The sequence below is a fragment of the Mesorhizobium sp. WSM4832 genome (assembly GCF_055811115.1).
The window spans coordinates 200,797-227,433 of record NZ_JBVVQH010000001.1 but is presented as its reverse complement, the minus strand read 5'-3'; the positions used below and the strand labels follow the sequence as shown (position 1 = coordinate 227,433).

24 protein-coding genes are annotated in these 26,637 nt (G+C 63.5%); 7 read left to right on the top strand and 17 right to left on the bottom strand.

The window, feature by feature from the left end; translation table 11 throughout:
* Positions 1-3 precede the first annotated feature (3 nt).
* From AC0L2L_RS01115 to AC0L2L_RS01095, 5 genes are all read right to left on the bottom strand, one after another.
* Entirely contained in the window at positions 4-750 is a 747-nt protein-coding gene (locus AC0L2L_RS01115; RefSeq protein ID WP_473575576.1) for an ABC transporter permease, read from the bottom strand.
* An 88-nt stretch (positions 751-838) separates the two neighbouring features.
* Positions 839-1,681, bottom strand: coding sequence for a transporter substrate-binding domain-containing protein (locus AC0L2L_RS01110; protein ID WP_473575575.1), 843 nt, complete (start codon positions 1,679-1,681; stop codon positions 839-841).
* Positions 1,682-1,863: 182 nt separating this feature from the next.
* Entirely contained in the window at positions 1,864-2,859 is a 996-nt protein-coding gene (locus AC0L2L_RS01105) for an ABC transporter permease (RefSeq protein WP_027166999.1), read from the bottom strand.
* A complete protein-coding gene (locus tag AC0L2L_RS01100; RefSeq protein ID WP_473575574.1) occupies positions 2,856-4,421 on the bottom strand; it encodes a sugar ABC transporter ATP-binding protein in 1,566 nt (521 codons plus the stop codon). Before AC0L2L_RS01100 ends, AC0L2L_RS01105 begins: the two co-directional genes overlap by 4 nt.
* 121 nt (positions 4,422-4,542) lie before the next feature.
* Positions 4,543-5,505 (bottom strand): sugar-binding protein, encoded by a 963-nt coding sequence (locus AC0L2L_RS01095; protein WP_473575572.1) that lies wholly within the window; start codon positions 5,503-5,505, stop codon positions 4,543-4,545.
* Positions 5,506-6,124: 619 nt separating this feature from the next.
* Between AC0L2L_RS01095 and AC0L2L_RS01090 the strand changes: the two genes are divergently transcribed.
* On the top strand, positions 6,125-7,231 hold the full coding sequence (locus AC0L2L_RS01090) for a LacI family DNA-binding transcriptional regulator (RefSeq protein ID WP_473575570.1): 1,107 nt from the start codon (positions 6,125-6,127) through the stop codon (positions 7,229-7,231).
* Positions 7,232-7,234: 3 nt separating this feature from the next.
* Here AC0L2L_RS01090 and AC0L2L_RS01085 read toward each other — a convergent pair whose 3' ends face one another.
* Complete coding sequence (locus AC0L2L_RS01085; protein ID WP_473575568.1) at positions 7,235-8,638, bottom strand: FAD-dependent oxidoreductase; 1,404 nt, start codon at positions 8,636-8,638, stop codon at positions 7,235-7,237.
* Positions 8,639-8,823: 185 nt separating this feature from the next.
* Between AC0L2L_RS01085 and AC0L2L_RS01080 the strand changes: the two genes are divergently transcribed.
* On the top strand, positions 8,824-9,624 hold the full coding sequence (locus AC0L2L_RS01080) for a class I SAM-dependent methyltransferase (protein WP_473575566.1): 801 nt from the start codon (positions 8,824-8,826) through the stop codon (positions 9,622-9,624).
* Between the two features lie 53 nt (positions 9,625-9,677).
* Here the strand turns inward: AC0L2L_RS01080 and AC0L2L_RS01075 are convergent, their stop codons facing one another.
* Complete coding sequence (locus AC0L2L_RS01075; protein WP_473575564.1) at positions 9,678-10,382, bottom strand: helix-turn-helix transcriptional regulator; 705 nt, start codon at positions 10,380-10,382, stop codon at positions 9,678-9,680.
* A 126-nt stretch (positions 10,383-10,508) separates the two neighbouring features.
* On the opposite strand from AC0L2L_RS01075, the gene AC0L2L_RS01070 reads away from it, so the two are divergent.
* Positions 10,509-11,144: a LysE family translocator gene (locus AC0L2L_RS01070; RefSeq protein WP_473575563.1), complete on the top strand. Its 636-nt coding sequence runs from the start codon at positions 10,509-10,511 to the stop codon at positions 11,142-11,144.
* Positions 11,145-11,166: 22 nt separating this feature from the next.
* Here the strand turns inward: AC0L2L_RS01070 and AC0L2L_RS01065 are convergent, their stop codons facing one another.
* The 7 genes from AC0L2L_RS01065 to AC0L2L_RS01035 form a co-directional block, all read right to left on the bottom strand.
* On the bottom strand, positions 11,167-12,258 hold the full coding sequence (locus tag AC0L2L_RS01065) for a 3-deoxy-7-phosphoheptulonate synthase (RefSeq protein ID WP_473575561.1): 1,092 nt from the start codon (positions 12,256-12,258) through the stop codon (positions 11,167-11,169).
* Positions 12,259-12,583: 325 nt separating this feature from the next.
* A complete protein-coding gene (locus tag AC0L2L_RS01060) occupies positions 12,584-13,378 on the bottom strand; it encodes an SDR family oxidoreductase (RefSeq protein ID WP_473575560.1) in 795 nt (264 codons plus the stop codon).
* A 30-nt stretch (positions 13,379-13,408) separates the two neighbouring features.
* Entirely contained in the window at positions 13,409-14,401 is a 993-nt protein-coding gene (gene iolG / locus AC0L2L_RS01055; RefSeq protein WP_473575558.1) for an inositol 2-dehydrogenase, read from the bottom strand.
* Positions 14,402-14,502: 101 nt separating this feature from the next.
* On the bottom strand, positions 14,503-15,273 hold the full coding sequence (locus AC0L2L_RS01050) for an ATP-binding cassette domain-containing protein (protein WP_473575557.1): 771 nt from the start codon (positions 15,271-15,273) through the stop codon (positions 14,503-14,505).
* A 2-nt stretch (positions 15,274-15,275) separates the two neighbouring features.
* Entirely contained in the window at positions 15,276-16,352 is a 1,077-nt protein-coding gene (locus AC0L2L_RS01045; protein WP_473575555.1) for an ABC transporter permease, read from the bottom strand.
* Positions 16,353-16,513: 161 nt separating this feature from the next.
* Entirely contained in the window at positions 16,514-17,455 is a 942-nt protein-coding gene (locus AC0L2L_RS01040) for a sugar ABC transporter substrate-binding protein (protein ID WP_027166987.1), read from the bottom strand.
* A gap of 735 nt (positions 17,456-18,190) precedes the next feature.
* Positions 18,191-19,222: a LacI family DNA-binding transcriptional regulator gene (locus AC0L2L_RS01035; protein WP_473575554.1), complete on the bottom strand. Its 1,032-nt coding sequence runs from the start codon at positions 19,220-19,222 to the stop codon at positions 18,191-18,193.
* Positions 19,223-19,397: 175 nt separating this feature from the next.
* Between AC0L2L_RS01035 and AC0L2L_RS01030 the strand changes: the two genes are divergently transcribed.
* From AC0L2L_RS01030 to AC0L2L_RS01020, 3 genes are read left to right on the top strand one after another with little or no spacing between them, the layout of a single operon-like run.
* Positions 19,398-20,504, top strand: a complete 1,107-nt coding sequence (locus AC0L2L_RS01030; RefSeq protein WP_473575553.1) for a fatty acid desaturase family protein — start codon at positions 19,398-19,400, stop codon at positions 20,502-20,504.
* Between the two features lie 36 nt (positions 20,505-20,540).
* Positions 20,541-20,855: a MocE family 2Fe-2S type ferredoxin gene (locus AC0L2L_RS01025; protein WP_027166984.1), complete on the top strand. Its 315-nt coding sequence runs from the start codon at positions 20,541-20,543 to the stop codon at positions 20,853-20,855.
* Between the two features lie 32 nt (positions 20,856-20,887).
* Positions 20,888-22,105: an NAD(P)/FAD-dependent oxidoreductase gene (locus AC0L2L_RS01020; protein WP_473575551.1), complete on the top strand. Its 1,218-nt coding sequence runs from the start codon at positions 20,888-20,890 to the stop codon at positions 22,103-22,105.
* A gap of 6 nt (positions 22,106-22,111) precedes the next feature.
* Here AC0L2L_RS01020 and AC0L2L_RS01015 read toward each other — a convergent pair whose 3' ends face one another.
* Both AC0L2L_RS01015 and AC0L2L_RS01010 read right to left on the bottom strand, forming a co-directional pair.
* The gene (locus AC0L2L_RS01015; protein WP_473575549.1) at positions 22,112-23,071 is read right to left on the bottom strand and encodes a DUF1402 family protein; all 960 of its coding nucleotides are present in this window, start codon (positions 23,069-23,071) and stop codon (positions 22,112-22,114) included.
* A 296-nt stretch (positions 23,072-23,367) separates the two neighbouring features.
* Entirely contained in the window at positions 23,368-24,603 is a 1,236-nt protein-coding gene (locus AC0L2L_RS01010; protein WP_473575547.1) for an FAD-dependent oxidoreductase, read from the bottom strand.
* 65 nt (positions 24,604-24,668) lie between these two features.
* On the opposite strand from AC0L2L_RS01010, the gene AC0L2L_RS01005 reads away from it, so the two are divergent.
* Positions 24,669-25,265: a TetR/AcrR family transcriptional regulator C-terminal domain-containing protein gene (locus tag AC0L2L_RS01005; RefSeq protein WP_473575545.1), complete on the top strand. Its 597-nt coding sequence runs from the start codon at positions 24,669-24,671 to the stop codon at positions 25,263-25,265.
* Positions 25,266-25,326: 61 nt separating this feature from the next.
* Here the strand turns inward: AC0L2L_RS01005 and hslU are convergent, their stop codons facing one another.
* Positions 25,327-26,637, bottom strand: a complete 1,311-nt coding sequence (gene hslU / locus AC0L2L_RS01000) for an ATP-dependent protease ATPase subunit HslU (RefSeq protein WP_027166981.1) — start codon at positions 26,635-26,637, stop codon at positions 25,327-25,329.

The following is a 26,637-nucleotide window of genomic DNA, read 5'->3' as shown; positions in this document are numbered from 1 at the left end:
CTCTCATTTCGGTCGCAAGAAACTGCGCGAGGTGTAACGCTCGGCCTTGTCGAAGATCGGCGTCGAGATCGACGTCATCACCAGATAGAGGATGCCGGCGAGCGTGTAGAAAAGCAGCGAATGATGCGTCGAACGCGCCGCCTTGTTCGCCGTCAGCATCAGCTCGGCGACGCCGGTCACCGAGATCAAAGCCGAATCCTTGATGGTCAATTGCCAGACATTGCCCAGCCCCGGCACTGCGAGGCGCAGCACCTGCGGCATGATCACGAGGCGAAACCGCAGCCAGGCCGACATGCCATAGGCGCGAGCCGCTTCCAGCTCGCCGCGATGGATGGCCAGGAACGACCCGCGAAAAACCTCGGCCTGGTAGGCGCCAGAAATGATGCCGACCGCAAGCACGCCGCCCAGGAAGCTCGGCATGTTCAAGATGTCGGTCGAGCCGATCGAGCCGGTGGACCTTGCCACGTCGGTCAGCACCTGCGTGCCGCCATAGTAGAAAAGATAAATGATCAAGAGTTCCGGTTCGCCGCGGAAGACGGTGGTGTAACTCTCGCCGATAAACCTCAATCCGCCGCGATGCGAGAGCTTGGCCGCCGCCACCAGCGACCCCAGCACCGCGCCGATCAGCATCGAGACCATTGTGACGGCCAGCGTCCATGCGATGCCCCAGAGCAGCTGCACGCCCCAGCCGGCGGCCAGGAGCTCGTAGGCCGTCGACAGTTGTTCCTGCAGACTGTTGAGAAACTCCACCTGCGCCTGCCTCCGGGACGAGCTTAGCTTTCGGGCGACATGCACTCAATGCAAAACGGGAGCAGCCTTGGCTGCTCCCGTTGCGACATTACTTGGTAATGTCGATCTTGAACCATTGCATGGAGTATTTCGACACCGAGCCGTCATCGAGCGCGGCCTTGAGTGCCTTGTTGTAGATGTCCTGCAGGTCCTTGTCGGTCTTGCGGAAAGCGGCGCCGATGCCCGGTCCCAGGATCGGCCCGCCCTTGAATTGCGGTCCGACGAACGCCAGGTCCTTGGCATCGGGCTTGGCCAGCGTGCCGAGGAAATAGGTGGTGTCGGCGAAAGCCACGTCGATGCGGCCCGCCATCAGGTCGAGGTCGTGCTCGTCGGTGGTCTTGTATTCATGGACGTTGGCGACGTCCTTGAGATATTTGTCGGCGAACGTCGCCTCCGTGGTCGAGACCTGCAGGCCGACATTCTTTCCGGTGAGTTCCTTGCGCAGCGTGTCGAGCGCCGCCTTGGATTCGGCGTCGTCCTTCGACAGGTCGATCGTCTTGCCGCTGTTGGACAGCTGCGCCAGCGGGCCGTTCTTGTCGGCAAGGAAGGCCACCGGCGAAGAGGCATAGGGGATCGAGAAGTCGATCGTCTTCATGCGCTCCTCGGTGATGGACATTCCGTCCATCACGATGTCGAACTTGCCTGCCGTCAGGCCGGGAACGACGCCGTCCCAATCCTGCGCCACGATGTTGCATTCCAGCTTCGCGCGAGCGCAGACGTCGTTCAGTATGTCCACCTCGAAGCCGACGATCTTGCCGCTGGCATCCGTCTGGTTCCAGGGGGCATAGGAGCCCTCCATCGCGACGGTGACGGTCTTCCAGTCCTTGGCCATCGCCGGGGTCGAACAGGTCAGCGCCAGCGCGGCGAGCGCAATCCAACGTGATGATGTCACGGTAATTTCTCCCATTTTTTGTAGTTGGAACCCTCAGATACCAATTGCTTAGCCCAGCCCCGATTCGCCGACAAGGGCTGTTTTCCGGTTCACGCGTTGTTGCGATCCGCCCCGAATCCGGACTTGCGGCAGCTTCCCCCGCGGGCATCGATCCGATCAGGGCTGTGTCCTGGAGAGCGAGGCTACTCGGCCGGCGCGCCGGCGACATTGCGGCGCGTCGCTTCCATCATGCGGCGGCGGGCGCGGAAGACGCCCCATTGCTGGTCGACCAGCACGCCGATCAGGATCACGCCGCCCATCACCGCGAAGTTGAGCGAGGACGGGATGCCGAGCAGGTTGACGAGGTTCTGCAACTCCTGCAGCAGCACGGTGCCGAGAATGACACCGACCAGCGAGCCCTCGCCGCCACGCAGCGAGAAGCCGCCAAGCACGGCCGCTGCGATGGCATAAAGCTCGTAGAACTGGCCATGGCTCGCCGGCGAGATCGAGCGCGTGTACATGGCGAAATAGATCGCCGACAGCGCCGTCAGCACGCCGCAGATGACGTAGGCGGCGATCACGATACGGCCCGTGCGGATGCCCGAATATTTCGCGGCTTCCTCGTTCTTGCCGATGGCATAGAGGTAGCGCCCGAACACCGAGCGGTGCAGCACCACCCACATGACGATGGCGATGACGATCAGCGCGATGAAGCTGTTCGGCACGCCGTATGAGCGGCCGGCAGTCAGGAATTCGAGAGTCGGGAAATTCTGGCCGAAGGCGAAGCCGGCCGTGCCGTCGGCGGTGTAGAAGCGGGCCACGCCGCGATAGATGAGCAGGCCGCACAGCGTCACCACGAAGGGCTGCAGCTTCAGCCTGGTGATCAGCCAGCCATGCACGAAACCGATGACAGCGCCGAGCACGATGATCAGCACGAAGGCCAGCGGCCAGCCCACCTCGCGCACCGCGATGAAGTCGATGAACAGCGTGCCGAGCAGCGCGACAACCGAGCCGACCGACAATTCGATGCCGCCGGTGATGATGACGAAGGCCTGACCGATCGACAGGATGCCGAACAGGCCGATCAGGTTCGAGGTGTTTGCGAGGTTGATCGGCAGCAAGAAGCGCGGATTGATGATGGCAACGACGGCGCCGACCACCAGGATCAGGATCAGCAGGCCGAGATCTTTCTTGTTCATTGCACCCCTCCCGCCGCTTGCAGCAGTTTCGGCTTCTTGCCGACTGCCAGCAAGAGCACGTTTTCCTGGCTGAAATCGTCTTTGTCGAGGATGCCGGAGATCTGCCCCTCATGCATGACCGCGATGCGATCCGACACGCCGATCACCTCTTCCATGTCGCTGGAGATCATCAGCACCGCGACGCCGGCATCGGCCAGCGCCCGCATCAACCCGTAGATTTCGGCCTTGGCGCCGATGTCGATGCCGCGCGTCGGCTCGTCCAGGATCATCACCTTGGGGTTCATCGCCAGCCATTTGGCCAGGACCACCTTCTGCTGGTTGCCGCCCGACAGCGTGCCGGTGCGGGTCAGGACCGACGGCGCCTTGATGCCGAGGTTCTTCTTCTGCTTTTCGGCCGTCGCAAGTTCGGCGCCGGTCGAGACCAGCGAGCGCCTGGCATGCGCCGGCAGGTTGGGCAGCGAGATGTTCTGCGCGATCGACAGGTCGAGCAGGATGCCGGTCAGCTTGCGGTCCTCCGGCACGAGGAAGATGCCGTTCGCCACCGCGTCGGCTGCCGAGCCGACATTGAGCGGCTTGCCGTCGAGCGCGACATTGCCGCCAAGCCGCTCGTCGATGCCGAACAGCACGCGCGCGAGTTCGGTGCGGCCGGAACCGACAAGGCCCGCAAGGCCGAGGATTTCGCCGCGCCTCACCTCCAGGCTCACCGGCCGATCCGGATAGGTGCTGGTGCGTATGGCATCCGCCGACAGCGCCACGCTGCCCGGCGCGCGCGTGGCTTCGCCGGCCTTCTCGCGCGCCTTCAGCATGCGGCCGATCATCAGCCTGACCATCTCGTCGTGATTGATCTGGTCCTTCGCCAGCGTGCCGGCCAGCGTGCCGTCGCGCAGCACCACGACACGGTCGGCGACGCGCTCGATCTCATGCAGCCGGTGCGAGATGAAGATGACGCTGATGCCTTGCGCCTTCAGCCCCTTGATGACGTCGAGCAGTTTTTCGGTCTCGGCCAGCGGCAGGCTGGAGGTCGGCTCGTCGAGGATGACCAGCCGCGCCTTGATCGACAGCGCCTTGGCGATCTCGACCATCTGCTGCTGGGCGAGCGACAGCAATGCCACCGGCGCGTCGGCCGAGAAATTGGCGCCGACCCGCTTCAGGAGTGGCGCCACCATTTCGCGCAGCCTGGCACGGTCGACCAGCTTCAGCGGCCCGGCGCGCAGCGGCTCGCGGCCGAAGAAGATGTTGGCGGCGACATCGAGGTTTTCGAAGAGATTGAGCTCCTGGTGCACGAAGGCGACGCCGGAACCGATGCTTTGTTCGACGGTCAGTCCGTCATGCGCCACGCCATCGACGGTGATGGTGCCGCTGTCCGGCCGCGTCACGCCGCCGAGGATCTTCATCAGCGTCGATTTGCCGGCGCCGTTTTCACCGACCAGGCCGATGACCTCGCCGGCCCGGACCTCCATCGAGAACCTGTCCAACGCCACAACACCCGGATAGGTCTTGCGCACGGCCTCCAGCCCCAGGAACGGAGCGGTGGTTGGTTGAGTGGTATCGGTAGAGGTCATCACGCCATGATTTACCGCGCTTGGCAGCAGCCGGTTGGCCACAGACTGACGGGCCTTGGCAGGTCCGTCAATACAAACGCCGGCTCAAGGCGAACCCTGAGCCGGCGCAACTGCTCATCGATCAATTGCCGGACATCGCCTTCAGATTGGCGGCGTAGGCGTCGACATCATCCTTGCCGATGATCTTGGTCGGGATGATGATCAGGCCCTTCTCCGGGATGCCGGACTTGTCGCCCTTGAGGTAGGCGGCCATCAGCTTCATGCCCTGATAGGCCCACTCGAACGGCTGCTGCACGACGGTGGCGGCGACGGTGCCTTCCTTGACGCCGCCCAGCGTGATCGGATCGTCGTCGAAACCGACAACCGTGATCTGGCCAAGCTTGCCGGCATCGCGCAGCGCTTCATAGATGCGCGGCGTGTTGTAGGAGTAGAAGCCGACCATGCAGGTGATGTCGGGGCTGGCGACCAGCGCGTCCTCGACGTTCTTCTTGGCGCGCGCCTGGTCGATGTCGTCGCCGCGCACGTCGACCAGCTCGATCTTGCTGCCGGCGAGCCCATCCTTCATGCCCTGGATGCGCTCCTTGGCGTTGTCGGCGCCGAGCAGCCCGACGAAGCCGAGGCACTTGCCGCCGTCCGGCATCGCCTTCTTGGCGATTTCGGCCGCCTGCTTGCCGGCGTCGACATTGGACGAGCCGATATAGGCGACGCGCTTGGTCTGCGGCGCATCGGAGTCCGTGGTGAACAGCGCCGTTTCCGACGCGATCTTGTTCAGCCCGTCGGTCGAGGTCTTGGGATCCACGGCCGAGACCATGATGCCCTTGACGCCGGCCGTCACCAAATCGTCCATCAGCCGCTGCTGGATGGCGACCGAGGACTGTTCCGGATATTTGAGCTCGAGATTGTAGTCGGGCAATTCGCCCTGCGCCTTCTTCACGCCGGCTTCCGCCGCCTTCCAGAAGTCTGACGCACCGTTGACGACGAAGGCCAGCGTCGGCTTGTCGTCGGCGCGCACGCTGGCGCTTACCGACAGGCCGATGAGCAAGGCCGCCGCGGCGACAGATGCATTACGGATCGTGGATTTCATAGTTCAACCTCCCTTGTAGAACTCGTCACTGATGTCTCGGCTGCGGCCCGGACAACCCTCCTCCTCAAGGGTGCGGCGCAAAGGTCCGCCGACTTAAGAACGGTGCCGATCCGGCCGCGGTCGAGACACTAGACACTCATGTGGCGTTCGTAAATAGTCCGATTTGTCTGACATTTTCGTGAGATGGGCCGCGGGCCGAAGCCGGCGATGTTGCCGGGATATCGAGCGGGCGTCCGTCACACTTGCCGGCACCGATCCGAGGCCCGGACGGCTACGACAAGTTGACACTAGATCGCTTGCGGCTATTAGTAAAGAGTATTAGTTATGGCGCTGGAGCGCGCGCCTTCGAAGCGGAGGAGACGCTGGTCGCGAGACGCGCCGGGGAGTGAGGAGAGCGAGCGCGGCAAGGCCCGCCACCGCACGGAAAACACAGGAATTGTCAGTGCTGCTGACCTTTGTCCGGCCGGTTTCGTCGCGATGCCAGGCGGCTGGCGGTTTGCGTGCCGCGCATGATAATATCTATTAGTACAGATGCGCTTTCGACACGCGCACCGACTTCGACCATCTTGCCGTTGCCGGCGGCCTTTGCTTTGGAGCCGGCCGGGTTTGGGAAACGACCATGAGTGAACCGACGGAACTGCGCGATCCTCCCGCGGCCTCCAGGCGCCGTAAGCCAGCCGCCAAGCCCAAGGGGCGTGTCACCATGACCGATATTGCGCGCGCCGCCGGCTGCTCGCAGGCGACGGTGTCGTTCGTGCTCAACAATTCGCCGGGCATCAGGCTGTCGCAGCAGACACGCGACCGGGTAATAGAAGCGGCGCGGGCGCTGGGCTACTCGCCCCCGGTTTTTTCAGCGCTCCGGCCGCCGGTGACGCCGTTCGAAGGCCTGGACGGCGTCATCGGCTTCGCGGTCGACCAGCTTGCCACCAGCCCCGAGGCGGTGGTCGCCATCGAGGGCGCGCGGCAGGCCTCGTGGAACGCGGGCAACGTGCTTCTGGTGGCGCAGACCATGGGCGATGCGGTGATGGAGCCGCGCGCCATCCAGGCCCTGACAAGGCGCGGCATCTCGGCGCTGATCTACATGACCATCTTCACCCGCGAGATCGCCGCGCCGGATTTCCTCTACAGCCTCGAAATCCCGGTCATCCTGCTCAACTGCTACACCGCCGACTATGCCTTCCCGGCCGTGGTTCCCTCCGAGATCGCCGGCGGCCAGAGCGCCACCAGGCATCTGATCGGCCATGGCCACCGCCGCATCGCCACCATCACCGGCGAGCCGTGGATGCAGGCCGCGCAGGACCGGCTGAAAGGCTATCGCCGCGCTTTAGCCACCGCCGACATCCCGTTCGATCCGGCGCTGGTGGTCGAAGGCGACTGGTCGGCCAGCGCCGGCTACGCTGCAACGGTCAAGCTGCTTGGGCTGAAGGAGCGGCCCACCGCCATCTTCTGCCAGAACGACCGAACGGCGATCGGCTGCTACGAGGCGCTGAAGGAAGCCGGCCTGCATATCCCGCAGGATATTTCCGTGGTCGGCTATGACGACGAGGAGATCGCCCGCCACCTCTTCCCGCCGCTGACGACCTCGATCCTGCCGCATCTGGCGATGGGCCAATGGGCGATCGAGCAGCTCGAAACCCCGCCAACGCCCGGCCGCGGCCGCTATCCCATCACCAAGCTCGAATGCCCGTTGGTGGAGCGGGAGAGCGTGGGGCCTGCTGCGGCCTGAGCATCACCCGGCGATCAACGACGCCATTTGTTGCCTATCAATGATGTTGGCGTTCGGCGGCAAGGGGCGACCGTCCAGCTCGGCCAGTTTTGCCGCGATATGCGGCCTGGCGAAGATGTCCTGGGGCAGCGAGACGCACATGGCGATCTCGACCACGCCGCGGAAGACGTCTGCATCCTGGGCTGAGGCGGCAAAAAGCTTGGCCATCATCGGATTCGGGGGTGGCATCGGGAGACCTTCAGCAAGCGCCTCCATCTCGGCGATCCTGGCGCGGTCGGCGGCGATCTGGTTGCGATAGAACGGGCCGATCTGGCGTTCGGTCTCCGCGTCGTATTCCCGCGAGAATTCGCCGGGATCGTCGATGTGCCGGCGCGCGACATTCCTGAGCACCTGCGCGTGCAGGAGGCCGACGCTCAGGCCTCGTCCGGCGGACGGATTGGTGCATGCCCAGGCATCGCCCACGGCCGCGTATCCCGTGACGACGGGCTGCCCGTCGACGACGAACCGCCGGTACCGGTCGAGGACCCCCGCCATCAGCAGGACATGGGTGATCGGCTCGCCTTCGAGCCAATGAGCTTGCAGCGGGCATGCCATCACCACACGATGGAACGTGGCCGCGTCGCGCAAGGCGCGCATCGCCTTGTTCCGCGCTGAGGTGAACAAGGTGACCGACCAGGTATCGTTGTCGCTGTCCAGCGTGAGTATCGAGAACAGCCCCATCGGCGTAAGCAGGCGGCCCATTCGGCGCGGCCGCTGCTTGCCCGTGAAGTAGCGAGTGAAATAGACGAAATTACTGTCCTCGGCTTCCTCGCTCGGGCTGCGGCCTCCCGCCGCAACAATCCATTCGCAGGCAGGGCTTCGCCGCCCCATCGCATCGATCACCAGATCGGCGCGAATCTCCTCGCCGGAAGTTGTACGAACGCCAGCAATATGCGGCACGCCGGGAATAGCTGAGGCGCCCGTGATCAGTTCGCGAACCTTGATCCCTCGCCGTACCGTTACATTGGGCGCAGCTTGCGCCATCTCGGCCACGGCCCATTCGATCACCGGCCGCCGGCCGGTGACGAAGCGCATGGCTTCGTCACCCGGGCGGGGCGCCCTGTCCGTTATTGTCGGGGGCAATGACCCGGGGTCGAAGAAGTCCATCCAGACGCAGCCGGCGCGCAGCAATGTATCCGTCAGCCCGGGCAGCTCCTGATCGGCGACCATCCGGAAACGCGAGCTGAGGTTGTGAGGCTGCCTGAATTGCGCAACGCCGGGGCGCTCCCAGTCCCATCCTTGAATGGAACGCGAGGGGTGACCTGCCGGGTCGGCCTCGAGCACCGTCACGTCATGACCGTCGCGGCCAAGCATGGCCGCCGTGCACAATCCGATCACGCCTCCACCGCAAATCAGGATCTTGCTCACCCCGTCCCCCATGCCTGAGAGGGTTCGGCGCTATATTAGCTCTTGTGCAGGTTCCCGGCAACTTGCCAGCCGGGCGGCGCCGACCCGCTGCTCGCACCCTTGTCCGATCCCGGCACGATTGGCTGCTTTCGTCGCTTGGCATAGCTCCCGCGGAGGTCTAGCCTGCAACGGCGAGGGAGAGCGGGATGACATCAAGCTTCACGGTTCAGGCGGCGTCGGGCTATGAGCAGCTCATGGGGCGCTGGAGCCGGCGGCTCGCGACCAAATTCATCGATTTCGCCGGGCTTGCCGCCGGCGAGAAGATCCTCGATGTCGGCTGCGGCACCGGCAGCCTGACCTTCGAGCTGGCAAAATCCGGCGATCTTGCCGAAATCCAGGCCATCGACTTCTCGCCGGTGTTCGTCGAGGCGGCCAGGCAGCGCAACACCGATCCGCGCGTCACCATCAGTCAGGCGGACGCCACGGCGCTGCCATTCGCGGATGGTGCGTTCGACCGTTCGCTGGCGCTGCTGGTGCTTCACTTCGTGCCGGAGGCCGGCAAGGCGGTGGCAGAGATGCGCCGCGTGGTGCGTCCGGGCGGCATGGTCGCGGCCGTGGTGTGGGATCATTATGGCGGTATGACCGGCATGCGCATGATCATCGACACCGTCGCGGCGCTCAGCGAAAGCGGGCGTCAGATGCGCAGCCGCTACTGCTTCCAGCCGATGATGCAGCCAGGCGAAATGAAGCGGACCTTTGTCGAGCGAGGCCTAGCCGACGTTACCGAGGCCGAGCTGATGATCCGGATGGACTACTCAGATTTCGACGACCTCTGGGCGCCGATCGGCGCCGGAGAAGGTCCGCTCGGCAAATATATGACCACGCTGGACACAGCCGAGCAGAAGCGCGTCGAGGCCGCAGTCCGCGACGCCTATCAGGCCGGCAGGCCCGATGGCCCGCGATCCTTCGCCAATGTCGCCTGGGCCTGTCGCGGCATCGTTCCCTGAATTCACCTCGACCGAGGCCGGGCAGAGCACCGCATCGCGAAACCGGCAACATGTCAGTTGCCAACGGCCGCCGGGGCATTGATCTCCCAGCCGTCGACCCACACTTGCCGCAGCCCGTCGCCTTCGCCCTTGAACCACAGGCCGGTCGGCCGGCAGTCCTCGATGCGGTCGCTGCGGAAATTGCGGATGGCCTGGCGCAATTCGCACCAGGCGACGATGTTGGCGGTCTCGGCATAGTAGATCAGCGCGATCGGGCGGATGATGCGTTCGGTCGGCCGTCCCGCTTCGTCGCGATAGGAGAGGCTGAGCTTCTCCTCGTCGCGGATGGCGCGGCGGACCAGCGCGAGGTCGACGGCAGAAGCGGAAGGCGCTGCAAAACCCCATGCGTGGAGCGCGTTGGCGTCGAGGGTCTGCCGCAAGGGCGGCGGCACCGCACCGGCGATCTTGGCGCCGACGCGTTTTGCGGCCTGCTTGAGCTCGTCGTCGCCGGTGCGTTCGAGCAGCGCCAGCGACAGCACGATTGCTTCCATCTCCTCGATGGAAAACATCAGCGGCGGCAGGTCGAAGCCGGGGCGCAGGATGTAGCCGATGCCGCGCCCGCCCTCGATCGGCACGCGCATGGCCTGCAGGGCCGCGATGTCGCGATAGACGGAGCGCACCGTCACTTCCAGTTGTCCGGCGATCGTCGCTGCGGTCACCGGCTTTCGAGCCAGACGCAGGATCTGGATGATCTCGAACAGGCGCGAGGCCTTGCGCATTTCTTCACCTGGCTGCAACGCAACTGACACATCCCCGTCAGTTGGGGTGACCTATAGGGCCGCCTACCGGCTTGAAAATCAACAGATTCCTTTGCGCCTTCGCCGGCGCGGCAACAGGCAACTGACATGAGTTACGCGGAAAACCTCTGGCTCTTCTTCATCCTGCTGTTCGGCATCATTGCCGTGCCCGGCATGGACATGCTGTTCGTGCTGGCCAATGCGCTGACCGGCGGCAGCAACAGGGACCTGGCGGCGACCGCCGGCATCATGCTGGGCGGCGCAGTGCACACGCTGAACGGCGCGGTCGGCGTCGGCCTGCTCATGCATTTCGTGCCGATCCTGTTCACGCCGCTGCTGGTGGCCGGCGCCGCTTACATGGCCTATATCGGCATTTCGCTGATGCGCAGCTCGATCACCGTCGGCGACAACGGACCCACGGGGAGCCGCTCGGCCTGGAAGGCGTTTCGGCAGGGAATGGTCACCTGCCTGATCAACCCGAAGGCCTATCTCTTCATCCTTGCCGTCTATCCGCAATTCCTGAAACCGGCTTACGGTCCGATCTGGATACAGGCGACGGTCATGGGATTGCTGACGGTCGCCACCCAGGCGGCGATCTATGGCGGGCTCGCCGTCACCGCCGGGCGCAGCCGCAAGCTTTTGATCGCCAATCCACAAGCGACCATACTTGCGGGCCGGGCGGCCGGGTTGCTGCTCTTTGCGGTCTCGGCGTTCACCGCATGGGAGGGACTGAGGGCGGTGTAATCACCGCCCTCGTTCATAGCCATCACGCCGCGCCTTGACGGCTGCCAAGCATCTCGCGCTTCACCGACCGGCGCCATTCGACGGCGCCGGCGAGGCCGTGCAGCACCGTCTCGGTGGTCTCCCAGTCGATGCAACCATCGGTGATGCTCTGGCCATAGGTGAGCGGCTTGCCGGCCACCACGTCCTGCCGGCCGGCGACGAGATTGCTCTCGATCATGACGCCGATGATGCGCTCGTCGCCAGCCGCGACCTGGCCCGCCACGTCGGCCGCGACCTTCGGCTGGTTTTCCGGCTTCTTGGCGCTGTTGGCGTGGCTGACATCGATCATCAGCCGCGGCGCGACACCGATGCGGCCGAGTTCGGCAGCGGCGGCATCGACGCTTGCGGCATCATAGTTCGGCGTGATGCCGCCGCGCAGGATCACATGGCAATCCTCGTTGCCGGTGGTCGCCGCGATGGCGCTGCGGCCACCCTTGGTCACCGCCATGAAATGATGCGGCTGGGCGGCCGACTTCACCGCCTCGCCAGCGATCTTGAGATTGCCGTCGGTACCGTTCTTGAAGCCGACCGGGCAGGAGAGGCCGGATGCCAGCTCGCGATGGATCTGGCTTTCGGTGGTGCGCGCGCCGATGGCGCCCCAGGCGACGAGGTCGGCGATGTATTGCGGCGTCGTCATGTCGAGGAACTCGGTTGCCGCCGGCAGGCCGAGATTGTTGACGGCCGACAGCACGTTGCGCGCCATCCTCAACCCCTTGTCGATGTTGAAGCTGCCGTCGAGATCGGGATCGTTGATGAGACCCTTCCAGCCGACCGTGGTGCGCGGCTTCTCAAAATAGACGCGCATGACGATCTCGAGCCGGTCGGCCAGGGCCTCGCGCAGCGCCGCCAGACGGCTGGCGTAGTCCACGGCGGCGACCGGATCGTGGATGGAACAAGGGCCGACGATGACCACCAGTCGATCGTCGGCCCCTGTCAGGATGGAATGGATGGCGTTGCGCGAAGCGGCAACGGTGCGCGTCGCCGTGAGCGAGCGCGGTATCTCGCGCATCACCTCTTCCGGCGTGGTCAGTACCTTGAGTTCGGTGACCCGGAGGTCGTCTGTAGTGGTCAACACGGCTTTCTGCTCCTGGTTAGGAGACCTGCCGGCTGAAACAAAAAAAGCCGCCAGGTCTGGCGGCTTGTCGGATTTTGATCTGCAATCTTCAGATCGAGCGCAATCCTCCCGCCGCCAGCGAGCTGCTAAAATACCAATACGTGGCGGTCAGGTTGATCATGCGGCTCATATAGTCGATGCGGAGGCGATTGTCACGTGGCCTGATGACAGCCAATTCGAGATAGCAGAAGCCTCACGATTTCGTCATCCCGGGCGAGCAGGAGCGAAGCCCCCCGCAGACCCGAGGATGACGAAGGGGTGGGCGTTTCCGCCAGATTCGCTGACGCTACTCCGGCGACGACCCGGCGATGCTCTGATCATAGTCGACCAGCGATCCGGTCATGACGCCCGATTGCGGGCTAACCATATAGGTGATCAGCCGTGCAAGCTGCGCCGGCTTCACCAGTTGGCCCATCGGCTGCGTGGCCTCGGCCTTTTCCAGCCAGTTGTCGGGTGCTGCGTGCCACTTCTTCTGCACGATGTCCTCGCCCTCGGTATCCATCCACCCGGGCAGCACCGCGTTGCAGCGGATGCGGTTGAAGCGATAGGCGTTGGCAACATTCTTGGTCAGCGTCATCAACGCGCCCTTGCTGGTCGAATAGGGCGTCAGGAAGGACTGGCCGGCATGCGCCGACATCGACAGCACGTTGACGATCGAGCCAGGCGCCTTGCGCTCCAGGAGATGCGCGACCAGGCCCTGCATCAGGAAGAAGGGACCGCGAACATTGGTGTCGAAGATCTGGTCGAAAAGCTCCTCGGTGGTTTCGACCAGCGAGCCGCGCGCCGAGGTGGCGGCGGCGTTGACCAGCGCGTTCAAGGTGCCGAAATGCTTGATCGCCGTCTCGACGGCGCGCTTGCAGTCGGCGACCTTGGCGACATCGGCGCTGATGAAGATGGCATCGACGCCGCTCTTCTTCAGCGCGGCGACCGCCTTGTCGCCCTTCTCCTGCGAGCGGCCGATCAGCGCCAGCGCGCGGCAGCCCTCGTCGGCCAACGCCTCGGCGACGGCGAAGCCAATGCCTTGCGCGCCGCCGGTGACGATGGCGCGCGTTTGTGAATTGCGACCGGCCAAACCGCTCATCGCTGTGCTCCTTATTCCCTGTTCAAATCTTCAATCGACGCGGATGGTCTTGCCTGTCTTGGCCGACTTCAGCGCCGCATCGGCCAGCTTCAACGCTATGAGCCCGTCCTTGCCGCTCGGCGTCGCTTTCTTGCCCTTCGTTGCGGCGACGATGAAGGAAGCAATCTCAATGGCGTAGGCGTCGATGTAGCGGGTCATGAAGAAGTCGTGCAGCGGCGGGCGGGTGTAGCCCTTGTCGTTGGCGAGCTCGATCGACACCGGCCGCTGGTTCTCGGCCGCGACCATGCCCTTGGACCCGTGCACTTCGATGCGCTGGTCGTAGCCATAAGTGGCGCGGCGCGAATTGGAGATGACGGCCTGCTTGCCGGACGCGGTTTCGAGGATGACGCTGACCGAGTCGAAATCGCCGGCTTCGCCGATTTTTTTGTCGACCAGCACCGAGGCGTGGGCGCTCACCGCAACCGGCTCTTCACCCAAGAGGAAGCGCGCCATGTCGAAATCATGGATGGTCATGTCGCGAAAGATGCCGCCGGAGCGGGCGATGTAGTCGAGCGGCGGGGCGCCGGGATCGCGCGACGTGATGGTGACCATCTCGACCGTGCCGATGGCGCCGTCGTCGATCGCCTTGCGGACGGCGGCGAAATGCGGATCGAAGCGGCGGTTGAAGCCGACCATCAATGTGGCTTTGGTCTGCTCGACCACGGCCAGGCATTTTTCAACGCGCTCGACGGAGAGATCGATCGGCTTCTCGCAGAAGATCGCCTTGCCGGCCCTGGCGAAGCGCTCGATCAGGTCGGCATGCGTGTCGGTCGGCGTGCAGATGATGACGGCATCGATATCCTTGGCCTTCTCGATGGCGTCGACGGTGCGGACTTCGGCGCCATAGGCCCCAGCAAGCTCGGTCGCCGCTTTCTCGAAGGCGTCGGCTACGGCCACCAACTTGGCCTGCGGGTTGGAAGCGACGGCCCGGGCATGCACCTTGCCGATGCGGCCGGCGCCGAGAAGAGCGAAGCGGAGTGTCATGGAATGTCCTTCGAAGATGGGTTTTAGAACCTGTCGCGCCCATCAGGCGCGGAGATTGATCTGGCTGGCGGGAATCGCGGGTCGATCCGCCGTCGTGAATATCAGGCGGCCGCCAGTTCCGCCTCCCCGGTCTTGGCGCCGGTGATGTAGGAGACGATATCGTTGCCGTCGGTATTCTCCTTGCGCAGATTGGCGACGATGCGGCCGCGCCGGAAGACGACGATACGATCGCAAAGGTCGAAGACCTGGCGCATGTTGTGGCTGATCAGGATCAGCGGCTCGCCGTTTGCTTTCAGCGTGCGGATGATGTTCTCGACCTGCGCCGTTTCCTGCACGCCAAGCGCCGCCGTCGGCTCGTCCATGATGATCAGCTTGGAGGCGAAGGTCGCCGTCCGGGCGATCGCCACGCATTGGCGCTGGCCGCCCGACATGTGGCGGATGGTGCTGGAAAGGTTCGGGATCTTCACCGCCGTACGCACCAGCGCCGCTTCAGTTGCCTTGCGCATATATCTGCGGTCGAGGATCGAGAACGGACCGAGGTTGAACAGCACCTTTTCGCGGCCGAGGAACAGGTTGGACGGCACGTCGAGATCGTCGGCCAATGCCAGATTTTGGAACACGGTCTCGATGCCAGCCTCGCGCGCCTCGATCGGGCCGTTGAAGTTCACTTCCTTGCCGTCGAACCAGATCTTGCCGTCGGTGCGCTGCTCGACGGCAGTAATCTGGCGCACGAAGGTCGACTTGCCCGCGCCGTTGTCGCCCATGATGGCGACATGCTCGCCCTTGCGCAGCTCGAAATTCGCGCCTTCGAGCGCCTGCACGCCACCATAGCGCTTGGTGAGGTTTTCGGTCTTCAGAACGATGTCCGACATGGTCATGCCCTCAATGCCCGCATGCGTTGACGCCATTGGTCGAGAACGACCGCGCCGACAATGATCACGCCCTTGACCATCTCCTGATAGTAGGCGTCGAGGCGCAAGAAGGTGAAGCCGGAGATGATGACGCCGAAGATCAGCGCGCCGATCACCGTGCCGATGATCGAGCCGCGGCCGCCCGACAGCGAGACGCCGCCGATGACCGCCATGGCGATGGCGTCGAGTTCGTACATCACCCCCATGCCCGACTGCGCGGTCAGGTTCTTGGAGCAGAGCACGACCGCTGCGAGCGAGGCAAGGATGCCGGCGATCGTGTAAACGAGGATCTTGTGGTTGGCGATCTTGATGCCGGACATGCGCGCGGCGTCTTCATTGGAGCCGATGGCATAACAATGCTTGCCGTAGCGCGTATAGGTCAGGATCAGCTGGAACAGCACGGCCAGCGCCAGGAAGATGACGACCGGTCGCGAGCCCGTGCTGATGGCAGCGAAACTATCGGTGGGAAACGAGATCGGCTGGCCCTTCGACCACCATTTGGCGATGCCGCGCGCGGTGATCATCATGCCAAGCGTGGCGATGAAGGGCGGAATGCGCGTGTAGGCGATCAACGAACCGTTGATCAGGCCGGCGATCAGGCCGCAGCCGATCGCGACCAGAACCGGCACGATGACCGGCAGGTCGGTCCAGCCCTGGGCCAGGAACATCGCCTTGGGATTGGGGTTGCCGTTGACGGTCGCCACCTGCGCGAAGCTCATGGCGATCATGGCGGTGGCGCCGACGATCGAGCCCGAGGACAGGTCGATGCCGCCGGTGATGATCACCTGCGTCACGCCGATGGCGATGATGCCGACAATCGACACCTGCAGGATGATGATCTGCAGGCGCGCCTGGTTGAAGAGGCCGCCAACGTCACTTCGGGTGTTGAACAGGAAGCTGTCGCCGAGAAAGACGCGGCCGATCAATTCGAAGACGACAACGAGAATGATGAGCGCGAGGAACACGTTGAATTCGGCCGGCCATGCGCGCTTCTTCGCATCGTAGCTGAGCCCGCCGACGCCATGAGATGTCTGTGCCACGTCTTGTCCTCCGTCAGGCCGCACCTGCCCTCCCGCCCATTCGGGCGGTGGGGAAGAACAGGAGCGGCGCTGTTGTGGTTATCTGGTGCGCCGCTCTGTTTTCATTTTAACGCAATTCCGGACGGAAACCGCCCTGGAATTGCTCCCGCGAGCCGCCAGCCTCAGTTCTTCTTCAGGAACTTGTCGATGTTGGCCGGCGTGACAAGCTGGAAGGGCACATAGACCTTGTGCTCCACCTTCTCGCCCTTGGCGAGCTTCAGCGCCGCATCGAGGGCACCGGCGCCCTGACCGGCGGCGTCCTGGAAGACCGTTGCGTCGAGGTCGCCGGCCTGCATTGCCGCCAGCGCGTCCTGGGTGGCATCGACGCCGCCGACAACAACCGACTTCATGTCGACGTTGGCGGCCTTCATCGCCTGGATGGCGCCGATGGCGCTTTCGTCATTGTTGGCGATGACGCCGTCGAACGGCTTGCCGGTCGAGAGCCAGTTGGTCATCAGGTTCTGCGCTTCGTCGCGGTTCCAGTTCGACGTCTGCTTGTCGATGATCTTGATGAAGCTGCACTCCGGCGTGGCGATCACATTGTCGATGTCCTTGGTGCGCTGCACGGCCGCCTGGTTCGACAGCTCGCCCATGATCACATAGACATTGGCTTCCTTCTTGCCGGCTTCGGTGAACAGGCGGCAGACTTCCTTGGTCTCGAGCGTGCCGGAATCGGCCTCGTTCGAGGCGACGAAGGCCTGGTTGTCGGGCAGCTTGTCGACATTGACCGGCTCGCGGTTGACGTAGACCAGCGGGATCTTGGCGGCAGCCGCGGCATCCGACATCGCCTGCGTGGCCGAGGTGTCGACCGGGTTGACGATGATGGCGTCGACGCCCGAGGCGGCGAAGTTCTTGATCTGGTCGAGCTGCTTGGCGACGTCGTTCTGCGCGTCCTCGACCTGCAGTTCGACACCGCTCATGCCCTTGGCCTGCGCGATCATGCCGTTGCGCAGCACGGTCAGGAAGTTGTCGTCGAATTTGGCCATCGACACGCCGATCTTGGCGGCGAAGGCGGATGAACACATCAGCGCCGAAAGCGCGACGCCCAAAAGCAGTTTCTTCATTTTATCTCTCCTCCACTTGGTGTCCGGCTGCACCCATTGAACCGGAATCCCCGGTTTGCCCGGAGAATCTCTCCCTGCGGCCATGCGGCGTTGCCATTCGATGGAACGCCTCGTCCTCCGTTCGAATAGACGTTCCGGAACGAAAGAACCAAAAAGCCTAGTTAGTGAAATATTTATTCCATTTCGTTTCGGAAACGTCAAGGGCGATTCCGACCGAGGCCGCCGGTTTTTCGATCGCCGGCACCGTTACGAGGACCACGATCACCGAAATCTGCGCCTGAACCCGGGCGAAGCGCCATGACAGAATCCATCAGTCTGATGGATTCTATCATATCGATTCCGTCGCTCCGGGGGGTTAGTTCCCCTACACAGGAATTTTTGAAAGGTTGCCGTTTGTCTTGGTGCAAGATCTCCATTCATTTCCGTGAAGTCAGCGCAAACGCTGGGGATTGGTTGAAGCCGCCCCAACCTCGTCATTCTATGGCGGAGCAAGGAGCGAAGCGACGCGCGCAGACCATAGAATCCATGCCGTGACTTGGAAGCGCTGCTGCGGTGCAGAATTTTGCTCCGTTGCACGCCTTGGCGAAGGTAACGGCATGGATTCTAGGGTCTGCGCGTCGCTGCGCGCCGCTCCGCCCTAGAATGACGATCGTGATGGGCGTTTCGGCCAATCTCCAACGCATGCCGCATGCCAACGCAAACAGAGCCGACCGATCAAATCCCTGCGCTGTGCAGCTAGATGTTTTCCGGCAGATAGATGTCGAAGGGCAGGAAGGTCTGCCCCGGCGCATTGGCGGCGCCGCTTTCGATGGCATGCGCCATCAGCCCCACGAGTTCCCGGCAAAGCGCCGCGAGCGGCGTCGAGATCACCATGGTGAGGATGTTGTCGGCGAGCGCCGCGCGCGACGTGGCGTTGATTTCGTTGCAGATGACGACCGGCATATCCGCCGGCTTCGCCGTCCTCAGCGCCGAAACCGCGCCCTCCATGCCGCCACCGGCGACATAGCAGCCGACGAGATCGGGATGGCGCGCCAAAAGCTCGAGCATGGCGTCGTGCGTCACATCGTTCGCCTCGAGGTTGACCAGCGTCTCCATCACGGTGAAGTCCGGCGCGTGCTCGCGAAAGAAGGAGCGGAAGCCGATCTCGCGCAATTCATGGCCGTGGAAGCGGTGGCTGCCGACGAAGAGCGCGACCTTGCCGGGCTTTCTTGCCGCCTTGGCGATCATCCAGGCCGCGCTGCGCCCGACCTTGCGGTTGTCGAGCCCGACATAGCCCTCGCGGATGCCGGCGGCAAAATCGGACAGCAGCGAGAAGACCGGCTGCCCGCGAGCCTTGAGCGTCTCCACCACCGCCGTCAGCGTCGGATGGTCCGGGCCGACGACGGCGATCGCTCTCGACTTGGCCGCCAGCCTGCGCATCTGGCCGGCGATCTCGTCGGGCGCCAGCGAAGCGGCGAAGTCGATCGTCGCGGTGCCGCGGAACCGTTGCGACTGCACAACCGCCAATTCGAGCTCCCTGGCGAAATCGCCGTAGAAGACATCATTGCCCCTGAGCAGCAGGAAGCCGAGCCGGTATTCCGGCAATTCCTGGCGCATGCGCTGCCTAATCAAGCCTGCCGCGTGGTAGCCGATCTCGGTGGCGGCCTCGTAGACCCGGCGCGCCGTCTCCTCGCGCACCGGCAGGCGGCTGTTCAGCACCCTGTCGACGGTGGCGACGCTGACGCCCGAGGCGCGCGCGAGATCGGTAATGGTCGGCCGCTTTGCCATGAATGCTTTCCTCGCTTGTCCGACTCAGGATATCTCGTCCTGATAGGAAATGATAGAAACTATCTTTATGATGTTGAGACTATCAGACCCTGCGCCTATGCTGAAGTGGAAAGTCAGCGATGCGCGAGCCCCGCATGGTCGGGCGGTTCGCCGAGGCGCTGGCGGAGGAACCCCAATGACGGCAATCACGTCTTCGGCGGCGTCGCCGCGCGACTACAGCCTGACCGGGCGAGACGCCAAGCTCGCGGTCGAGAACGGGCTCGCTGCGGCCGAGTGGTATCACACGGAAATCCCGCGCAAGCAGATGAAGGAGCTGATGCAGCGCTCCGACCAGCCGGCGATCCGCGACACCATCATCTGGCTCGGCGCGCTGATCCTCAGCGGCGCGGGCGGCGCCTGGTTCTGGGGCAGCTGGTGGTGCGTGCCGTTCTTCTTCGTCTATGGCACGCTCTATGGCTCCTCGACCGATTCCCGCTGGCACGAATGCGGCCACGGCACGGCCTTCCGCACGCAGTGGATGAACGATGCCGTCTACCAGCTCGCCTGCTTCATGATCATGCGCAATCCGGTGACTTGGCGCTGGAGCCATACGCGCCACCACACCGACACCATAATCGTCGGCCGCGATCCGGAGATCGCCGTCATGCGGCCGCCGGACCTTTTGCGCGTCGTCCTGAATTTCTTCGGCATCCTCGACGCCTGGCATGCGATGACCGACATGGTGCGCAATGCCGCCGGCGTCATCAGCGCCGCCGAAAAGACCTTCATTCCCGAGCAGGAGCAGCCGAAGGCGATTCGCGTGGCCCGGATCTGGCTGGTCATCTATGTCGCGACCATCGCGCTGGCGTTCTATCTGCATTCATGGCTGCCGCTGATGCTTGTCGGCCTGTCCCGCCTCTACGGCGCCTGGCATCACGTCATGACCGGGCTGCTGCAGCATGGCGGCCTCGCCGACAATGTCATCGACCACCGCCTGAACAGCCGCACCGTGCTGATGAACCCGATCAGCCGCTTCATCTACTGGAACATGAACTACCATGTGGAGCACCACATGTTCCCGATGGTGCCCTATCACGCGCTGCCGAAGCTGCATGACATGATCAAGCACGACCTGCCGGCGCCGACGCCGTCGATCCTGGCCGGCTACCGCGAAATGATCCCGGCGTTCCTGCGCCAGCTGCGCAACGAGGACTATTTCATCAAGCGCAAGCTGCCGCCGACGGCGCGGCCCTATCGCGAGGAACTGCACAACGACATTCCGATGGCTGCCGCCGCGGAGTGAGGCTCAAGGAAATTCAGGATTTCGCGGGAGGACGAGATGAGCGACTGGGTCGAGGCCTGCGCGGCCGGAGACATCGACGAAGAAGACGTGATGCGGTTCGACCATGCCGGCCGTAGCTTCGCCATCTACCGCAGCCCGGACGATGAATATTTTGCGACCGAAGGGCTGTGCACGCATGAGAAGGTGCATCTGGCCGACGGGCTGGTGATGGACGACATCATCGAGTGCCCGAAGCATAATGGCCGCTTCAACTACAAGACCGGTGCGGCGCGCGGCGCGCCGGCCTGCGTCAACCTGAAGACCTATCCGGTCAAGGTCGACGCTGGCAAGGTCCTCATCCAGGTCGGGTGAGAGCCATGCAGGCGGCGGGGATGACGGGAGGAATGGTGATCATTGGCGCCGGCGAATGCGGCGGGCGCGCAGCACTTGCCCTGCGTGATCTCGGCTATGAAGGGCCAGTGACGCTGGTCGGCGACGAGCCGCATTTGCCCTACGAGCGGCCGCCGCTGTCGAAGGAAGCCATGACCGGCGAGGCCCCGGCCATCAAGGCGATCGCCACCGACGAGCTTTTCGCCGAGCGCTCGATCCGTCACATCCATTCCGTCCGCGCCGTTGCGATCGACCGTGCCGCGCATGCCGTGCGCCTGTCGGACGGATCTTCCCTACCCTACGACAAGCTGCTGCTGGCGACCGGATCGGTGCCGCGCAAGCTGCCTATGCCGGGTGTTGGGCCGCGCTGCGTTTATCTGCGGACCTTCAACGACGCGCTGGCCATACGCGCCCATCTTAGCGCCGGAAATCGCGTCGCCATCATCGGCGGCGGCTTCATCGGCCTGGAGCTTGCCGCCGCGGCGCGAAAGCTTGGCGCCACGGTCACGGTCATCGAGGCGCAGCCGCGCATCCTGATGCGCGGCGTGCCGGCCGAGATCGCCGAGATCATCCACGAGGCGCATGAGGCCGAAGGCGTTTCGATCCACGCCGGCCAGGGCATCGCGGCGATCGCCGATGATGGCGCCGAGGTCGGCATCACTCTGGCCGACGGGCAAAAGATCGTCGCCGATCTGGCGGTGATCGGCATCGGCGCCATACCGGTGACCGGGCTCGCCGCCGAAGCGGGGCTCACAATCGACAATGGCATCGCCGTCGACGAGCGGCTGCAAACGGCCGATCCGGATATCTTCGCCGCCGGCGATTGCTGCTCGTTCCCGCTCGCCATCTATGGCGGACGGCGCGTGCGCCTCGAAGCCTGGCGCAACGCGCAGGAACAAGGCGCGCTCGCCGCGAAGAATATGCTCGGCGCTAATGAGGCGCATGCCGCCGTGCCGTGGTTCTGGTCGGATCAATACGGGCTGACGCTGCAGATCGCCGGGCTTTCGGACGAGGGCCGCTCCATCGTGCGGCGCGACCTCGATGACGGCGCCTTCATCCTGTTCCATCTCGCCGAGGACGGCAGGCTTGTGGCCGCCAGCGGCATCGGGCCCGGCAATGCGGCGGCGCGCGACATCCGCCTGGCGGAGATGCTGATCGCCAAGCGGGCGACGCCGGCGCCGGAAGCGCTGGGCTCGCAAGCGGTCAAGCTGAAATCGCTGCTGGCGGTGTGAGGCTGGCTAGAAGAGCGCTTTCAGCTCGTCGAGCTTGTCGTTGACCAGCCAGCCGTAATAGTTCTCCTCGGGCAGTTTTTCCGGTCCGCCTTCGGCGCGGCGCTCGTCGTTCTCCGCCTTCAGCGCATAGGCGCGCTGCTCAGGGTTGCCGACATTGTAGAGCGTGGCGGTCAGGCCCGGATTTTTCGAAATGTCGAAGCCGGCAATGCTGCGATAGGCGTCGATCGACTTCCTGATGGTCGCGGCGACGTAGGGCAGCGTCAGGTCCGGATCCATGATGGTCTTGTAGACCGCGTTGGGATCGCTGACGTCGAGTTCGGGCAGGCCGGAGACCTTGTGCACCAGGTCGCTCATCTGCAGCGCCGTCAGCGGGTTGAGCTGGCCTAGACCGAAGGTCTGGCCGGCATAGTAAGGCTGGAAGAAGGTGGCGCCGAAGCGGTCGTTGGGGAAATCCTCGCCGCCAACGGTCTTGCCGCGGAAAGCGTGGTTCCACACCTGCTCGCGGCATTCCCACAGATCGTAGCTATCGTGCGTGCCGTCGCATTTCTTGAATTCCGGCCGCTGGATGAAATCGCTGACGTCCTCGCCGTCATAGGCAAAGGTAAGCTTGCTCGACAGGTAGGAGATCGCCTTGACGTAATAGGTCTGCAACCGGTCATAGGCGTCGACATTGTAGGTATGCTCGCCGACGATGGCGCCGACGATATGCATGGGGTCGATGCCGTAGGCCGCCGCCGCTTTCCTGATCTTGGCGCGAAGGTCGGCGTCGTTCTGCAGCAGCGCATAGACCTTGCGGTATTTCGCCTGGAAGGTGGTGTTGGTCGCCTGGGTGCGCCGGCTGGACGCGCCAGGAATGTCGGGTTGCTCGGCATTGCGGTTGCCGGCCGGCACCAATGTCGCCGCTTCAGCGCCGAACAGCGTCGCCGCCAGCATCAAGCCGAGAATGACCAGGATGAGTTTTTTCATGCGCCGCCGCCCAAGCAATTCCAGGAAAAGTGTGAAACGGTTTTCCGTCCGGAATTGCGTCAAACCAAGAGATCGAGAATTGCCGCGCAAACTAGGTAAAGCGCTTTGTCGAGTCGAGAGCCCCCTTTCACCCGGCGAGACGAAGGTGGTCGAATGGTACCATCCGGCCACACATGAGTGTGTTTACCGGGACGTGTTGCCGGGGCCGGCGCCCGGTTCGGGCCGGGATGCATAAATGTCGCGGCGAGCCGGATCATCGCCATCTCGCCGTACGGTCGAACGATGGGCTTGTTGATTCAGGTATATTTCGGCAACTGCCAGTCGCCGCCCCGGTCTTCCTTCGAAAGCCGGCCGATCAGATTCGGAATTCGCAGGCCGCAGGCCAATGCTGCAACAGCATGAAAAGCGTCAATTCCTAACTGCGTTTTAGGCATACCCAGTCGCAGGAGAAGTGGCTTGACCGCTTTTTGAATTTCATTGGCGAACGGCCGCAGCAACTTGTCGTAATTTGCAAGAGCCTCCGGCAAATTTTGGGAGTTCCGATTGATCTCACCGGCAAGGACATACGCTCCCACTAGGCCACCAGAGACCCCCATGCCGCTAAAGGGAGAAGCACAATGTGCGGCATCGCCGACCAGGGCCACTTGCCCCTTAGACCATGTCTGCGTACGCACCTGCACCACTTCCTGGGAATAAAAACTCTCAGTCACCATCATACCTTCGAGAAACCGTTGGGTCTGCCATCCTGCGTTTTGAAAACGGTCTGTCCAAAACTGCTTTTGGCGCTCGATCGACTGTTTGTGAATAGCCGGTGCCTCTTTGGAATCATCCCTGAGCACAAAGTAGACCTGGGTCTCCGTTGGGCTGTGGCTCCTGCGCATGATCATTCTACCGTCCGGTGCAAGGTACGTTTCACGAATGCTGCTGTCCGACGGAAGGCGCGGAATGAACCAGTATGCCATATGCATCCCCAGCCGCAGGTAGGGATCAGGAGAAGCGGTTGGCAGAATGGCTTTACGAATGCGCGACCCTTGACCGTCCGCCCCAACCAGGAGGTCAAACTCGTCGGAAGAACCGTCGGAGAAATGGGCAATGACCTGTCCCTCATCCTGTTCGAAACGCTCGACGGCTTTGCCAAAGACGTAGGCGACGGCGTCCTTCGTTGCATCGAAAAGAATGCGCACAAGGTCCCCGCGCATGATCTCGTATTCGGATGTCAGGGACTGACGGCCTCGGCCTGAAGTGTTGGCCATGATCGTCGCCATGGCTTTGCCTTTGGCGTTCACAAAGGAGACTCCGGCCTCATCGACAAGCCTGCTCCTGACAACGTCAAGCAGGTCCATTCGCTTGATGGCATCGATGCCTTGGCCGCGAAGGTCGACCTGCGCCCCTGTGGCCCGGAGAACCGGAAAACGTTCGACAACGACGACCCGGTGGCCGCCTCGGGCGAGCCAATAGGCCAGGGCCGGCCCGGCAATGCCGCCGCCACAGATGAGGATTTTGAGGGAGGAAGTTCCCGATCCAATTGTCATGCACATCCCTAGTCTATCACTGATAGGTTTATTGCAACATTCCCTATCAGTGATAGATTGTCAACATGACAAAATTGAATCGTGAAATCGTGATTGCCGAAGCACTGGACCTGCTCGACGAGGTTGGCCTGGATGCCATCAGCACCAGGCAACTGGCGAAGCGGCTGCGCGTCGAACAGCCATCGCTCTACTGGCATTTCCGGAAAAAGGAGGAGTTGCTCGCGGCCATGGCAGAAGCCGCAATGGCGTCCCATGCGACCGCTCGGCTTCCGATGCCATCCGACAATTGGCATGACTGGTTCGCGGACAATACGCGCAGCTTCCGGCGAACGCTGCTGATGCACCGCGACGGCGCACGACTCCACGCCGGAACCCGCCCGGGGGCGGCAGACATCGACCGAATTACACACAAGATTGCGTTTCTGGTCGCGTCCGGGGTGCCTGAGCATGACGCCAAGATGGCGATGCTTGCTGCCAGCCGCTTCACGGTCGGCAGCGTGTTAGAGGAACAGGCCGAGGCCAGCCTTGCCACCAATACGAGCCGCACTATCGACGTCCCGCACATGGATCATGCGGCAGCGTTCGAGGCGGGGCTGACGCTTATTCTGGAGGGCTTGGCGGAACGTATGAGGCGCCAACAACGTCATGAATCGATCGAATGAAACTCGATCCTCGTCTTGGCCGGTTTTGAGTTCACAGCCTGGTCCGCCGCCTCCTTTTTTCTCAAAGGATGAACCGCGACAGGTCGGTGTTGCGCGACAGGTCGCCGACATGCTTCTCGACATAGGCGGCGTCGATGGTCACGGCGGTGCCGTTGCGGTCCGGCGCATCGTAGGAGATCTCGTCCAGCACCCGTTCCATCACCGTCTGCAGGCGCCGCGCGCCGATATTCTCGACGCTGGCGTTGAGGTCGACGGCGATGCCGGCGAGCGAATCGATGGCGTCGTCCGTAAATGTCAGCTCGACGCCTTCGGTCTTCATCAGCGCGATATACTGCTTGATCAGGCTCGCCTCCGTCTCGGTGAGGATGCGGACGAAATCGGACTTCTCCAGCGCGCGCAGCTCGACGCGGATCGGCAGGCGACCCTGCAGCTCGGGCAAAAGGTCCGACGGCTTGGAGACGTGGAACGCGCCCGAGGCGATGAACAGGATATGGTCGGTTTTTATCGGCCCATATTTGGTCGCGACAGTCGTGCCCTCGACCAGCGGCAGCAGATCGCGCTGCACGCCTTCGCGCGACGGACCGCCCGAAATGTCGCTCCTGGCCGCGATCTTGTCGATCTCGTCGAGGAAGACGATGCCGTCATTCTCGGCCGATTCCAGCGCCCTGCGCACCACCTCGTCCTGGTCGAGCAGCTTGTCGGACTCGTCGTTGACCAGCAGCGCATAGGAATCGCGCACCGTCGTCTTGCGGGTCTTGGTCTTGCGGCCGCCCATCGCCTTCGACAGCATGTCGTTGATGTTGAGCACGCCGACATTGGCGCCGGGCATGCCGGGAATCTCGAAGCCGGGCATGCCGCCGGTGCCGGTGTCGGCCACCTCGATCTCGATCTCCTTGTCGTCGAGCTCGCCGTCGCGCAGCTTCTTGCGGAAACTATCGCGCGTGGCCGGGCTCGCCGTCTTGCCGACGAGCGCTTCCAGCACGCGCTCCTCGGCATTGATCTGGGCGCGCGCGCTGACGTCCCCGCGCATCTTTTCGCGCGCCAGGCCGATGGCGACCTCAACGAGGTCGCGCACGATCTGCTCGACGTCGCGGCCGACATAGCCGACCTCGGTGAACTTGGTCGCCTCGACCTTGACGAAGGGGGCGCCGGCGAGCCGTGCCAGGCGGCGCGAGATCTCGGTCTTGCCGACGCCGGTCGGGCCGATCATCAGGATGTTCTTCGGCATCACCTCTTCGCGCATCTGGCCTTCCAGCTGCTGGCGGCGCCAGCGGTTGCGCAAGGCAATCGCCACGGCGCGCTTGGCGTCCTTCTGGCCGATGATGAAGCGGTCGAGTTCCGAAACGATTTCACGGGGAGAAAAGGTGGTCAT